Here is a 13,244-nt window from a genome sequence, read left to right on the forward strand (position 1 = left end):
GATAGCGCTTCCACTGTTGAGTTTCCGCGGAAGCGCGGACACGATGGTCCCATGAGGGCCATTTGGACGGGAGCCATCACCTTCGGGCTGGTCAATGTGCCGGTGAAGGTCTACAGCGCGACCGAAGACCACGACGTGGCGCTGCACCAGGTGCACGACGCCGACGGCGGGCGCATCCGGTACAAGCGCGTGTGCGAGATCGACGGCAAGACGATCCCGTACGAGCACATCGCGAAGGCGTACGACGACGGCGAGCGGACGGTGATCCTGACCCCGGAGGACCTGGAGTCGCTGCCGGCCGAGCGCAGCCGCGAGATCGACGTCGTGGAGTTCGTGCCGAACGACCAGCTCGACCCGATCATGTTCGACCGCAGCTACTACCTGGAGCCGGACTCCAAGTCGCTGAAGGCCTACGCACTGCTGCGCAAGACGCTGGAGGACGAGGACCGCACCGCGATCGTCAACTTCGCGCTCCGGCAGAAGACGCGGCTCGGCGCGCTGCGGGTGCGCGGCAATGTGCTGGTCCTCCAGACCATGCTGTGGCACGACGAGATCCGCGCGGCCGAGTTCCCGTCGCTGGAGACCACGCCGCGGATCACCGAGCGGGAGCTCTCGCTGTCCTCCGCCCTGATGGAGAGCTTCGCGGGCGACTTCGAGCCGGAGAAGTTCAGCGACGAGTACCAGGACGAGCTGCGCAGGCTGATCGACGCCAAGCTGGAGCAGGGCGAGACCATCGACACCGCCGCGACCTTCGGCGAGGACCAGGAGGAGGCCAAGAAGGGCGGCGGCGAAGTCATCGACCTGATGGAGGCGCTGCAGCGCAGCGTCGAGCGGAGCAGGGGAGGCGGGTCCTCGAAGGCGGCGGCTTCGGGGAAGGCCGACGAGAAGAAGCCTGCGGCGAAGGAGAAGAAGGCACCCACGAAGAAGGTTCCCGCGAAGACCAAGAAGCCCGCGTGACGCGCCTGCGCCGCAGCGACCCGTCCGGGCCGGGCTATGCCCGCCGCAGCTCCGCGAAGGGTCCGGTCTACGAGGACGTGGCGGGCAACCGCATCGTGGACGAGCGCGAGCTGGAGCGCATCCGCTCGCTCGTCATCCCGCCCGCGTGGAAGGACGTCTGGATCTCCCCGGACGCGCGTGGCCACATCCAGGCGGTGGGGACGGACGCGGCCGGAAGGCGGCAGTACCTCTACCACGAGTCCTGGCGGCTGCGTCAGGACCGGATCAAGTTCGAGCGCGCCGCCCAGCTCGCCGAAACGCTTCCCGGCGCTCGCCGCAAGGTCACGATGGACCTGCGGCAGGAGGGGTTCGACCGCGACCGCATCCTGGCGGCGGCGTTCCGCATCATCGACCTCGGCAGCCTCCGGATCGGCAGCGAGGAGTACCTCCACGCCAACGGCAGCCGTGGCCTCACCACGCTGCTCTGCCGGCACGCGGCGATCGACGGCGACGAGGTGACCCTGACCTTCCCCGCGAAGTCGGCGCAGAAGTGGGCGAGCACCATCCAGGACGCCGACCTCGCCGCACTGCTCGCGGAGATCGTCGCCGCGCGCGGCCAGCGCTCCCGGCTGCTGTCATGGAAGGACGGGACCTGGCACACCATCCGTCCGGCATCGCTGAACGAGTACATCCAGCGGCAGACCGGCGGCGAGTTCACGGCCAAGGACTTCCGGACCCTGCACGGCACGATCGTCGCGGCGCAGGCGCTCGCCGAGCTCGGGGTGGCCGACAAGGAGGCGCAACGTGCGAAGCGGGTCACTGCCGCCGTCGCCGAGGCCGCGGACGCGCTCGGCAACACGCCGACGATCGCGCGCAACAGCTACATCGACCCGCGCGTGTTCGACCGCTACCGGGCCGGGGAGGTCATCGACACCCGCGGCGGCCGCGCCCCGAGCCGGCGCTGCTGGAACTCCTGAGCTGACGCCGGCCGCTTCGCCGCCTACCGTTTCGCGGCCGACTGCGCCGGCGTGCCCGCCGACAGCGGAGCCGCCACATCCTCCAGCGACTTGCGCTCGGCGTCCACGCCGAGGAACAGCTCGACCAGCCCCGCCGCGATCATCAGACCGGCGCCGATGTAGTAGCCGATCGCGATCGCCTGCACGCCGCCGCTGATGAGCTGTCCGAACAGGATCGGGCCGATGATGCCGCCCGCGGCGGTGCCGACCGCGTAGAAGAACGCGATCGCCATCGCCCGGGTCTCCATCGGGAAGATCTCGCTGACGGTCAGGTAGGCCGCGCTGGCGCCCGCCGAGGCGAAGAAGAAGACGACCATCCAGCAGACCGTCAGCCAGACCGCGTCGAGTGCACCCGCGGAGAAGAGCAGCGCGGTGCCGATGAGCAGCACGCCGGAACCGACGTAGCACAGCGTGATCATGAACCGGCGGCCCACCGAGTCGAACAGTCGCCCGAGCACCAGCGGACCGAGGAAGTTACCGATCGCGATCGGGAGCAGGGACCACGGTGCGATGTCGGCCGGCACCTTCAGCAGGTTCGTCAGCACCAGCGCGTAGGTGAAGAATACCGCGTTGTAGAGGAACGCCTGCCCGATGAACAGCGACAGCCCGAGGATCGACCGCTTCGGGTACTGATGGATGCCCACCCGGATGATCTCGCCGAACCCGGTCGACCGGCGCTGGTGGATCTCGATGCCCTTGTCGTCGGGCACGGTCTCCAGTTGCGAGCCGCTCTCCTTCTCGATGTCGCGCTCGATCTCCGCGACTTCCTTCTCGGCCGCCTCATCGCGGCCGTGGATGAACATCCAGCGCGGCGACTCCGGCACGTTCCGGCGCACGAGCAGGATGACCAGGCCGAGTACCGCGCCCAGCCCGAAGGCGATTCGCCAGCCGATGTTCGCCGGGAAGATCGCCGTGTTGAGCAGGAACACGGTGAGGACGGCGCCGAACGCGGTGCCGAGCCAGTACGAGCCGTTGATGGCGAGGTCGACGACGCCGCGGCGGCGGGCTGGGATGAGCTCGTCGATCGCGGAGTTGATCGCCGCGTACTCGCCGCCGATGCCGGCTCCGGTGAAGAAGCGGAACACGAAGAACATCCAGGGCGCGACCGAGAATGCGGTGAGCACGGTCGCCAGCAGGTAGAGGCCGAGCGTGACGATGAAGAGCTTCTTACGCCCGAACCGGTCGGTGAGGTAGCCGAAGACCATCGCTCCCACACAGGCGCCGGCGACGTAGATCGCCGCAGCGAGGCCGACCTGCGCGGTGGTCAGGCCGAGGCCGGAGGACTTCTCGGTGAGCCGGCTCGCGATCGCGCCCACGATGGTGACCTCGAGGCCGTCGAGGATCCACACTGTGCCGAGCCCGACGACGACGAGCCAGTGGAAGTGCGACCATGGCAGGCGGTCCAGCCGGGCCGGGATGGTGGTGCGGATGGTCTTGAGGCCCACCGAACCCTGGGAATCGGATGAATGCACGCTCATTTTCAGGAGAGTACGAGCGAACCGCTCCGACGACAGGCCCTTGACAACCGAATATTTGCGTGAAAGCAAGCGACACGCCTAGCGAGTGCTACCACCCTTGTCAACCCCTTGTTGGGGGAATGCGCATTCTGACACCGTTGACTCACGAATCGAGGCAGAAAACACCTGCACGACGAAATGGGATGACACGATGACGACGCTCGAAGTGACCAATGATCCAGTTCGCGACTACCTCAATTCCATCGGGAGGACCCGACTGCTGACGGCGGACGAGGAAGTCGCCCTGGCCAAGCGGATCGAGATCGGCGTGCTCGCCGGCGAACGCCTGGCGACCCGCCCGGGGCTGACCCCCAGAGAGAAGCGCGAGCTTCAGTACCTGGCCGACGACGGCAAGCGCGCCTTCGAGCGCTTCATCGAGGCGAACCTCCGCCTCGTGGTCAGCATCGCGAAGCGGTACGCCGGCCGCGGCCTCGCGGTGATGGACCTGATCCAGGAGGGCAACCTCGGCCTGGTGCGCGCGGTCGAGAAGTTCGACTACCGCACCGGCAACAAGTTCTCCACGTACGCCACCTGGTGGATCCGCCAGTCGATCCTCCGCGGCATCGCCGACACCGCCCGCCTGATCCGCATCCCGGTGCACACCGTCGAGAAGATCGACAAGCTCGACCGCATCCGCCGTGACCTCGGCGGCGAGCTCGGCCGCACGCCCACGCTGGAGGAGATGGCGGACGCCGCCAACCTGACCCCCGCCGAGGTGCACAAGCTGCAGATGAGCGACTCCGAGACCGTCTCGCTGGCCGTGCCGGTCGGCGAGAACGAGGGCGCCGAGCTCGGCGACTTGATCGAGGACGGCGACGCCCCCGGCCCGTCGGAGTCGGTGGAGGTCGAGTTCCGTCACCGCGATCTGGAGGAGCGCCTGCGCGAGCTGCCGCCGCGCGACGCCAAGGTCGTCCGGATGCGCTTCGGCCTCGACGGCCAGAAGCCGATGACCCTCGACGAGGTCGGCGCGGTCTACGGCATCACCCGCGAGCGCGTACGCCAGCTCGAGACCCGCAGCCTCAAACGCCTGCGCAGCCCTGAGCTGCTCGAATACCTGCGCTGACCGCCCACCTGCGCTGAGCGCCCACCTGGGCTGACCGCAGCGCCCACGCGATGACGGGAACCCCGTGCTCAGCCGAGCGCGGGGTTCTCGTGTTCCGCGGCCGCCTGCTCGAACGGGATGTCGCCGGGGTGGTCGCCCGATGCCGCCTCGTCCGCGCCGGCCTCCGCGTCGGCAGGGGCCGCGACGGTCTCCGCCACGGGAGCCTCGGCCGGACCGGCGGCCGCGAGTGGTTCTTCTGGTTCCGGTGTCATGGCGCGCCTCCGTTCTGCCACGATCACGGCCAGGATAGGAGCGGACTCCGCGGCGATCAAGCATCGCCGGACTTCTCTCAGCGAGTTGGCGGCGAGGATGCCGCCCGGCGGGGATCAGCGGCCGGGAGGCGAGTCGGCGTTGACCTCGTCGGCGCCGAGCGCGCCGATCTCCTCGGTGAGCTGGAGGCCCTGGGCGCTGTTGGAGGAGAGGGTGAGCTGTTCCAGCCACTGCTTGTTGATCGACGGCTGACGTCCGCCGCTGTAGCGGAACAGCAGCGGGATGGCCGGGTCGACCCAGATGGCGCTCCGGCCGTCGCCGACGCCCTGCTCGTCGCGCCAGGAGAAGAAGAAGCCTTCTTTGCGCCGCAGCTTGAGTCCGACCACGATCTGGAGGTGCGCGAGGACTCGGTCCTCGAATCCGATCTCGGTCGTACCGCCGTAAACGAGCTTGCCCATGCGAGAACCGTACCGGAATCCCCTGAATGCATGCATTCGACGCGGGAAACCGCGCGGAGGCCTCCCGTGCTGGGGGTATGGTCGCACGGTGGAACCTCGACGCGTCCTCGTCACCGGCGCCACCGGCTACATCGGCGGCCGGCTGGTGCCCCGCCTCCTGGAGCGCGGCTACCGGGTGCGGGTGCTGGTGCGCTCGCCCCTCAAACTCACCGACGTCCCCTGGGCGCCCGACGTGGAGGTGGTGAAGGGCGACCTCCACGACCGCGCGTCCGTCGCGGAGGCCGTGCGCGACATCGACATCGTCTACTACCTCGTGCACTCGATGCGTGCGACCGGCGACTTCGACGAAGAGGAGGCGGATGGAGCGCGCTCGGTCGCCGAGGCGTCCGCGTCGGCGGGCGTGAGCCGGATCGTCTACCTCGGCGCGCTGCACCCCGACGGCCCGCTGTCCCGGCATCTGCGCTCCCGCGTCGCGGTCGGCCGCATCCTGCTGGACTCCGGCGTACCCACCGTCGTGCTGCAGGCCGGTGTCGTCATCGGCTCGGGCTCGGCGTCGTTCGAGATGATCCGGCAGCTGACCGACGTCCTGCCGTACATGCCGGCGCCGCGCTGGGTCCGCAACCGCATCCAGCCGATCGCGGTGCGCGACGTGCTGCACTATCTGCTGGCGGCCGCCGAGCTGCCGCCGGAGGTGAACCGCGCCTTCGACATCGGCGGCCCCGACATCCTCCGCTACGGGCAGATGATGAACGGCTACGCGCTGGAGGCCGGGTTGCGGCAGCGGCCGATCGCCTCGCTGCCCGTGTTCACCCCGTGGCTGGCGTCGCAGTGGGTGAACCTGGTCACGCCGATCCCGCGGGCGCTCGCTGTTCCCATCATCGAGTCGCTGCAATACGACTGCGTGATGCGCGACCACGACATCGACGTGGTGATCCCCCCGCCGGAGGGCGGCCTCACCGGCTACCGCGCGTCCGTCCGTCTGGCGCTGGCGCGGCTGCGTGCCGGGACGGTCGAGACGAGCTGGCAGGACGCCTCGGTGTCCGGGGCGCCCAGCGATCCGCTGCCGAGCGACCCCGACTGGTCGGGCCACACCGTCTTCGCCGACGTGCGCGAGCGGACCAGCACGGCGCCGCCCGAGGAGGTCTGGCGGGTGATCGAGGGGATCGGCGGCGACCGGGGCTGGTACTCGTTCCCGCTCGCCTGGGCTCTCCGCGGCTGGCTGGACAAACTGGCGGGCGGGGTGGGCCTGCGCCGCGGCCGGCGCGACGCCGACCGATTGCAGACCGGCGACGCCCTCGACTGGTGGCGCGTCGAGGCCATCGAGCGCGGATCGGCGCTGCGGCTGCGTGCCGAGATGCGGGTCCCCGGTCTCGCCTGGCTGGAGTTGGGCGTCACGCCGGACGGAACGGGGTCCCGGTACCGTCAGCGCGCCGTCTTCTTCCCGCACGGGCTCGCCGGCCGGCTGTACTGGCTGGCGATCCTTCCGTTCCACGGGATCATCTTCGCCGGGATGGCCGAGCGGATCGTCGTGGAGGCCGAGCGGGCGTCACGTTCCAGGCCCGGGGACGGAGTCACTCCGGCGGGGCCGTGACGAGCGTCGTCGCGCTGAGGTCGTGGAGGAAGCGGGTGACGATGTCGCGTTCCCCGGGGCTGAGCGCCCGGGCGACCTCGAAGCGCCTGGCGTGTTGCAGCCCCATCGTGCGGCGCACCTGGCGGTGGGTCTCCGGAGTGATCTCCACCGTGACCGCGCGACGGTCGGTGGGGTGCGGCTTGCGGACGATGTGGCCCGCACGCTCCAGCCGGTCGAGCAGCTTCGTGACGGAGGCCGTCGAGATGTGCAGATGTTCGGCGAGAGCGCCGGCGGTCACCGCCACATCGGCGTTCATGGACGCGATGATGTAGCGCAGCGCCCTCATATCGGTCTCGTTGAGCTGCATCGCGGTGCGCGATTCGAAGCTGAGGCGCTGCTCGGCCTCCCGCCAGCCGCGGACGGCGTCCAGCACCCCGATGACCTGCTGCAGCTCCTCCTCGCTCAGGTCGTCGTGGCGGACGAGCTCCTGCCGCGGGTCGATCACCCGCGGGTCGATCAGCGACCCGGAGATGCGGCGGGCCTCATCCTTCGAACTCATGGGCACATCCTATTCCCCGCGTAAGAAGCGTGCTAAGTTATTTGCTAACCAGGCTAGGTAAAGGAGGTGGGAATGACCCAGCTTCGCCCCGAACTGACGGAGCACCACCCCGATCCGGAGGTCTCGGCCGGGGACGTCCCGGCCCCTGACCCCGTCGAAACCGACCTGCGCTCGGTCGAGCACGAGCTGTCCGCCTTCCTCTCCGCCCGAGCGCACGGCGCTGCGGCGTACGGCGAGGATTACGCCCGCCTATGGCAGGCCGTCGAGGAGTCCTCCCGCGGCGGCAAGCGGCTGCGGCCCCGGCTCGTGCTGTCGGCGTTCCACGGACTGGCCGGCTTCGGGCGCGCAGATCACCCTGACCGCGCTGCCGACCAGGATCACATCGCTGACGGTGGCCGTGCCGCCGCCGTCCAGACCGCCGTCGCCTTCGAGCTCCTGCACAGCGCCTTCCTGCTGCACGACGACGTGATCGACGGCGACACCGTGCGCCGCGGCCGTCCGAACGTCGCCGGTGAGTTCAGCGCGGACGCTCTCTTCCGGGGAGCCGGGATCCCACGCGCCCGGCTCTGGGGAGAGTCCGCGGCCATCCTCGCCGGCGACCTCCTGCTGCACGCCGCCGCCCAGCACATCGCGCGCCTGGCTGTCGCGGAGGCCACGCGCGCGCGGCTGCTCGACCTGATCGACCAGGCCGTCTTCGTCACAGCCGCGGGGGAGCTGGCGGATGTCGGACTGGCCACCGGGATGTCCGCGAGTGGGCTGCCCGATGTCCTCGCGATGACCGCCTCCAAGACCGCGGAGTACTCGGTCTCAGGGCCGCTCGCCGCGGGCGCCCTGCTCGCGGGCGCGGGCGACGATGTCGTGGAGCTGCTCGCCCGCTACGGCCGGCTGGTGGGCGTCGCCTTCCAGCTCGGCGACGACCTGCTCGGGGTGTACGGCGACGCGACCGTGACGGGCAAGACCGTGGTCGGCGACCTCCAGCAGGGCAAGGAGACCACGCTCATCGCCTTCGCCCGGGGCACTGCGCAGTGGCCCGACCTGGAGCCGCTGTTCGGGCGGGACGACCTCGGCCCCGACGGCACCGCGGAGCTCGCAGCGGGCCTCGAACGCTGCGGCGCGCGCGCCTTCGCCGAGCGTCTCCTGGCCGATCACGTGGCCGCGGCCGTCGCCGCACTGGACACCCCGCTGCTGCCGTCCGCGCTCGCGGCGACGCTCACCGGCGTCGCACGCGGCTGCGTCGGGAGGGCGGCATGACCCGCACCGAGCCGTCGGCGTCCGGAACCTCGCCGGACGGGCTGCCCGCCTCTGCCTCCGACACCGACCTCACCCTCTACAGCCGGGCCGCGCACCGCAGCGCTGCCACGATCATCCACCAGTACTCCACCTCGTTCGGGATGGCGACCAGGCTGCTGTCGCCGTCCGTCCGCCCCCGGGTCGAGGACGTCTACGCGCTCGTCCGGGTCGCCGACGAGATCGTGGACGGGGCGGCGGCCGAGGCCGGGCTGACCGGCGAGCAGATCGGGGACGTGCTCGGCGCTCTGGAGGACGACACCGAGCGGGCGCTGTGCACCGGTTACAGCGCCAATGTCGTCGTGCACGCTTTCGCCCGCACGGCGCGATCGGCCGGCTTCGGCGCCGAGCTGACCCGGCCGTTCTTCGCCTCCATGCGCCGGGACCTCGACCCCGTCGACTTCACCGCCGAGGAGCTCAGCGCCTACGTCTACGGTTCAGCGGAGGTCGTCGGGCTGATGTGCCTCGCGGTCTTCCTCGCCGACTCGCCCGTGCCGGACGCGACCCGGCGCCGGCTGGAGGCCGGAGCACGCCGGCTCGGGGCGGCGTTCCAGAAGATCAACTTCCTGCGCGACCTCGCCGTCGACTACGCCGAGCTCGGCCGCAGCTACTTCCCTGGCATCGACCCGGCACGCCTCACCGAGCGGCAGAAGCTCGCGCTCGTGGTGGACATCGACTGCGACCTGGGCGCGGCGGCCGACGCCATCCCGGAGCTGCCCGAGAACTGCCGGCGTGCCATCGCCGCCGCCCACGGACTGTTCTCCGAGCTGAGCGACCGGATCCGGCAGACCCCGGCCCCCGAGCTGCTCACGCGCCGGGTGCGGGTGCCCAACGGGGTCAAGCTCGCGATCCTGTTGCGGGCCTCCACCGGGTCGCTGCGGTGACGGAGCGCCCGATGGACGCCGACCGGATCGACGCCGACCGGATCGTCGCCGATCGTGTCGCCACCGATCGTGTCGTCATCGTCGGGGGCGGGATCGCCGGGCTCGCCACCGCGGCGCTGCTCGCGCGGGACGGCCGCCGGGTCACCCTCCTCGAGCAGCGCGACGCGCTGGGCGGCCGGGCCGGCTTGTGGGAGGCGGACGGCTTCCGCTTCGACACCGGACCGTCCTGGTACCTGATGCCGGAGGTGTTCGACCACTTCTTCCGGCTGCTCGGAACGAGCGCCGCCGAGCAGCTCGACCTGGTCACCCTCGACCCGGGCTACCGGCTGTTCGCGGAGTCCGGCGGCGATCCGCTGGACGTCCGGGCAGACGGCCGGGGCAACCGTGCCCTGTTCGAGAGCCTGGAGCCGGGCGCCGCGGCTGCGCTCGACCGTTACCTGGAGAGCGCGGCCGAGACCTACCGGCTGGCGGTCGACCGCTTCCTCTACGCGACCTTCGCCACGCCCGGGGCGCTGTTGGACCCGGCGGTCCTCCGCCGCGCCGCGCGCCTGGCGCGTCTCCTGCTCGAACCGCTCGATCGCTACGCCGCGGGCTTCGTGCGCGACACCCGTCTCCGCCAGCTTCTCGGCTACCCGGCGGTCTTCCTCGGCACGTCGCCCGGCCGGGCGCCCAGCATGTACCACCTGATGAGCCACCTCGACCTCGACGACGGCGTCCGCTACCCGATGGGCGGCTTCACCGAGCTGATCCGGCGGATCGCGGCGCTCGCCGAGAGCGCGGGCGCGGAGCTGGTGACCGGGGCGCGGGTCACGGCGATCCGCACGGAACCGGGACGGGGGCGCCGCGCGCGTGCGACAGGCGTCGAGTACGTCGACGCCGCGGGGCGCTCGCGAGTCGCGGAGGCGAACGTCGTGGTCTCGGCCGCGGACCTCCACCACACCGAGACCGCTCTGCTGCCGCCGTCGCTGCGCACCCATCCCGAGCGGAGCTGGGACCGACGCGACCCCGGGCCCGGCGCGGTGCTCGCGATGCTCGGTGTCCGCGGCGCCCTTCCGGAGCTCACCCATCACAACCTGTTCTTCACCACCGACTGGGAGGCCGGCTTCGCGCGCATCTACGGCGCCCGGCGCGGCTTCGGCCGGGGAACGGTCCTCCCCGACCCCGCATCCCTCTACGTCTGCAAGCCGAGCGCGACCGACCCGGGCGTCGCTCCGGAGGACTCCGAGAACCTCTTCCTGCTCATCCCCGTCGCCGCCGATGTCTCCATCGGCCGCGGCGGGGTGGACGGCGCCGGCGACCGGCTCGTGGAGAAGACGGTCGACGCCGCGGTCGCCCAGGTCGGCGCGTGGGCCGGCATCCCGGACCTCGCCGACCGGATCGTCCTGCGCCGAACGGTCGGCCCCGACGACTTCGCGCAGGACTTCAACTCCTGGATGGGCGGTGCCCTCGGGCTCGCGCACACCCTCCGGCAGAGCGCGTTCTTCCGCCCGGGGAACGCGTCGAAGCGAGTCGACGGCCTCCTCTACGCCGGGTCGTCGACCATCCCGGGGATCGGCCTCCCCATGTGCCTGATCAGCGCGGAGCTGGTGCTCAAGCGACTCCGCGGCGACGACAGTGCGGCGCCGCTGCCGGAGCCGCTGCACCCGGTCACGGCGGGGGAGCGCGTCCCGTGATCCTCGCCTACCTCGCCTGCCTGCTGGTCGCGCTCGGCGCGCTGGTGATCCTCGACCGGCGGTTCGCGCTGGTCTTCTGGCGCGGCGGCGCCGCACGGAGGGCCGCCCTGACGCTCGCGGCCGGGCTGGTCTTCTTCCTGGCCTGGGACGTGCTCGGCATCGCGCTCGGCGTCTTCGCCCGCGGCCGGTCGCCGTTCATGACCGGCATCGAGCTCGCGCCGCAGCTCCCGCTGGAGGAGCCGGTCTTCCTGGCCTTCCTCTGCTATCTGACGCTGGTCCTCCTGTTCGGGACGCGCGCGCTGCTCGACCGGCGGGAGCACGGATGACCTACCCGCTGCTCAGCGCGGCGTTCCTCGCGCTCGCCGCGGCCGTTCTCGTCGTCGGCCTCGTCCGCGCGCCGGAACGCGCCCGCCTCGTGCGGCGCTGGACCGTCCCGGCCGTCGTCGCCGGTGTGGTGCTGGTGGTGCTCACGGCCGTCTTCGACAACCTCATGATCGCGGCCGGCCTGATGACATACGCTGCTGCGGCGATCTCCGGAGCGCACCTCGGTCTCGTCCCGGTCGAGGACCTGGCGTATCCGGTCGCGGGGCTCATGCTGCTCCCGGGGCTCTGGTTGCTGCTCCGGCCGAGGCCGCACGAGTCGGGCAGCACCCGCGAATCGACGGCGGACGCACGCACCCACGCTCGGAGCCGCCGATGACCACGACGGTCGCGCCGTCCGCCGCGCGCCAGCTCCTGCTCGCCTCCCGCCCGCTGAGCTGGATCAACACCGCCTTCCCGTTCGCCGCGGCGTACCTGGTGACCACCGGCCGGGTCGACGCCGTGCTGATCGTCGGTACGGTGTACTTCCTCATCCCGTACAACCTGGCGATGTACGGGGTGAACGACGTGTTCGACTACGAGTCGGACCTGCGCAACCCGCGCAAAGGCGGCGCGGAGGGCGCCCTGCTCGACCGCGGCATGCATCGGCGCACGCTCCTCGCTGCCGCCGTGACGAACGTGCCGTTCCTGGTCTTCCTCATCGTGGTCGGTGCACCGCTGTCGTGGCTGGTGCTCGCCGCGAGCGTCTTCGCGGTGCTGGCGTACTCGGTGAAGGGGCTGCGGTTCAAGGAGGTCCCGTTCCTCGACTCCGCGACATCCAGCTTTCACTTCGTCAGCCCGGCGCTCTACGGTCTCGTCCTCGCCGGCGCCGCCTTCACTTCGGCGCTGTGGCTGCTGCTGCTCGCGTTCTTCCTGTGGGGCGTCGGCAGCCACGCGTTCGGCGCGGTGCAGGACGTCGTACCCGATCGGCAGGCCGGCATCGCGTCCATCGCGACCGCGCTCGGCGCCGCGCGCACCACGCGGCTCGCCATCCTGGCCTGGGCCGCCGCCGGTATCGCGATGCTCGGCACCGCGTGGCCGGGCACGCTCGCCGCCGTGCTGGCCATCCCGTACATCCTCACGGCCGCGCCCTACTGGTCGGTCCCCGACACGCGTGCGAGCGCCGCCAACCGTGGCTGGCGGCGCTTCCTCTGGATCAACTACGCGAGTGGATTCGTGGTGACGCTGCTGCTGATCGGCTACGCGCTCGGGTCGGCCCGCTAGCTGTTCTGCGGCACGAGCTGCTGGAGGCTCCAGCCGTTGCCGTCCGGGTCGGTGTAGGAGATGAACCGGCCCCAGGCCTGCTCGTCGACGCCCTGCGCGTCGATGCCGTTGCCGCGCAGGTGCTCGAGCGCGGCGTCGGCGTCCGGGATGACGATCTGCAGTCCCTTCATCGTGCCCGGCTCCATGTCGGTCAGCCCCTCGCCGAACGCGATCGAGCAGGCCGAGCCGGGAGGCGTCACCTGCACGAACCGGAGCGTGTCGGAGACGCGCTGGTCGAAGTCGGCGTTCCAGCCGAGCGCGTCCACGTAGAACGCCTTGGCCCGCTCCACGTCGCTGACGGGGACGATGATGAGTTCGATGCGCCAGTCGCTGATGGTCATGTTTCCTGCCCTTCCGGTCGGTGTGAATCCAGGCTATTGCGGCATGCGGTCACATTCCGTCCTCAATC

The 13,244-nt window shown here is 70.9% G+C and carries 15 protein-coding genes; 10 read left to right on the forward strand and 5 right to left on the reverse strand.

What is annotated here, in order from left to right; all coding sequences use genetic code 11:
• Window positions 1–51 precede the first annotated feature (51 nt).
• Both ACR5MH_RS01840 and ACR5MH_RS01845 read left to right on the forward strand, forming a co-directional pair.
• Complete coding sequence (locus ACR5MH_RS01840; RefSeq protein WP_431350187.1) at window positions 52–957, forward strand: Ku protein; 906 nt, start codon at window positions 52–54, stop codon at window positions 955–957.
• Entirely contained in the window at window positions 954–1,913 is a 960-nt protein-coding gene (locus tag ACR5MH_RS01845) for a DNA topoisomerase IB (RefSeq protein ID WP_433862215.1), read from the forward strand. The genes ACR5MH_RS01840 and ACR5MH_RS01845 overlap by 4 nt, the downstream gene beginning before the upstream one ends.
• A 23-nt stretch (window positions 1,914–1,936) precedes the next feature.
• Here ACR5MH_RS01845 and ACR5MH_RS01850 read toward each other — a convergent pair whose 3' ends face one another.
• Window positions 1,937–3,430 carry an MFS transporter gene (locus ACR5MH_RS01850; RefSeq protein WP_433862216.1) on the reverse strand — a complete coding sequence of 498 codons (1,494 nt, stop codon included), beginning with the start codon at window positions 3,428–3,430 and terminating at the stop codon, window positions 1,937–1,939.
• A gap of 190 nt (window positions 3,431–3,620) precedes the next feature.
• Here ACR5MH_RS01850 and ACR5MH_RS01855 point away from each other — a divergent pair, with 190 nt between their 5' ends.
• A complete protein-coding gene (locus ACR5MH_RS01855) occupies window positions 3,621–4,532 on the forward strand; it encodes a sigma-70 family RNA polymerase sigma factor (RefSeq protein WP_431350189.1) in 912 nt (303 codons plus the stop codon).
• A gap of 68 nt (window positions 4,533–4,600) precedes the next feature.
• Here the strand turns inward: ACR5MH_RS01855 and ACR5MH_RS01860 are convergent, their stop codons facing one another.
• Entirely contained in the window at window positions 4,601–4,783 is a 183-nt protein-coding gene (locus tag ACR5MH_RS01860; RefSeq protein WP_431350190.1) for a hypothetical protein, read from the reverse strand.
• Between the two features lie 114 nt (window positions 4,784–4,897).
• Window positions 4,898–5,239: an ATP-dependent DNA ligase gene (locus ACR5MH_RS01865; protein ID WP_369962945.1), complete on the reverse strand. Its 342-nt coding sequence runs from the start codon at window positions 5,237–5,239 to the stop codon at window positions 4,898–4,900.
• An 88-nt stretch (window positions 5,240–5,327) separates the two neighbouring features.
• Between ACR5MH_RS01865 and ACR5MH_RS01870 the strand changes: the two genes are divergently transcribed.
• Window positions 5,328–6,830 carry an SDR family oxidoreductase gene (locus ACR5MH_RS01870; RefSeq protein ID WP_433862217.1) on the forward strand — a complete coding sequence of 501 codons (1,503 nt, stop codon included), beginning with the start codon at window positions 5,328–5,330 and terminating at the stop codon, window positions 6,828–6,830.
• Here ACR5MH_RS01870 and ACR5MH_RS01875 read toward each other — a convergent pair.
• Entirely contained in the window at window positions 6,811–7,368 is a 558-nt protein-coding gene (locus ACR5MH_RS01875; protein ID WP_431350191.1) for a MarR family winged helix-turn-helix transcriptional regulator, read from the reverse strand. The genes ACR5MH_RS01870 and ACR5MH_RS01875 overlap by 20 nt on opposite strands.
• Before the next feature lie 72 nt (window positions 7,369–7,440).
• Between ACR5MH_RS01875 and ACR5MH_RS01880 the strand changes: the two genes are divergently transcribed.
• The 6 genes from ACR5MH_RS01880 to ACR5MH_RS01905 are packed head-to-tail and all read left to right on the forward strand — an operon-like array spanning window position 7,441 to window position 12,796.
• Window positions 7,441–8,619 carry a polyprenyl synthetase family protein gene (locus tag ACR5MH_RS01880; RefSeq protein WP_431350192.1) on the forward strand — a complete coding sequence of 393 codons (1,179 nt, stop codon included), beginning with the start codon at window positions 7,441–7,443 and terminating at the stop codon, window positions 8,617–8,619.
• Window positions 8,616–9,539, forward strand: coding sequence for a phytoene/squalene synthase family protein (locus tag ACR5MH_RS01885; RefSeq protein WP_431350193.1), 924 nt, complete (start codon window positions 8,616–8,618; stop codon window positions 9,537–9,539). Before ACR5MH_RS01880 ends, ACR5MH_RS01885 begins: the two co-directional genes overlap by 4 nt.
• A gap of 11 nt (window positions 9,540–9,550) precedes the next feature.
• Window positions 9,551–11,212, forward strand: a complete 1,662-nt coding sequence (crtI, locus tag ACR5MH_RS01890; protein WP_431350194.1) for a phytoene desaturase family protein — start codon at window positions 9,551–9,553, stop codon at window positions 11,210–11,212.
• Window positions 11,209–11,538 (forward strand): lycopene cyclase domain-containing protein, encoded by a 330-nt coding sequence (locus tag ACR5MH_RS01895; protein ID WP_431350195.1) that lies wholly within the window; start codon window positions 11,209–11,211, stop codon window positions 11,536–11,538. The genes crtI and ACR5MH_RS01895 overlap by 4 nt, the downstream gene beginning before the upstream one ends.
• A complete protein-coding gene (locus ACR5MH_RS01900; protein ID WP_431350196.1) occupies window positions 11,535–11,912 on the forward strand; it encodes a lycopene cyclase domain-containing protein in 378 nt (125 codons plus the stop codon). The genes ACR5MH_RS01895 and ACR5MH_RS01900 overlap by 4 nt, the downstream gene beginning before the upstream one ends.
• A complete protein-coding gene (locus ACR5MH_RS01905; RefSeq protein WP_431350197.1) occupies window positions 11,909–12,796 on the forward strand; it encodes a prenyltransferase in 888 nt (295 codons plus the stop codon). The genes ACR5MH_RS01900 and ACR5MH_RS01905 overlap by 4 nt, the downstream gene beginning before the upstream one ends.
• Here ACR5MH_RS01905 and ACR5MH_RS01910 read toward each other — a convergent pair.
• Window positions 12,793–13,176, reverse strand: a complete 384-nt coding sequence (locus tag ACR5MH_RS01910) for a glyoxalase superfamily protein (protein ID WP_431350198.1) — start codon at window positions 13,174–13,176, stop codon at window positions 12,793–12,795. The two genes, ACR5MH_RS01905 and ACR5MH_RS01910, sit on opposite strands and share 4 nt — an antisense overlap.
• Between the last annotated feature and the right edge of the window lie 68 nt (window positions 13,177–13,244).

The organism is Streptomyces sp. L7, from assembly GCF_050990935.1.
GTDB lineage: Bacteria > Actinomycetota > Actinomycetes > Actinomycetales > Microbacteriaceae > Leifsonia.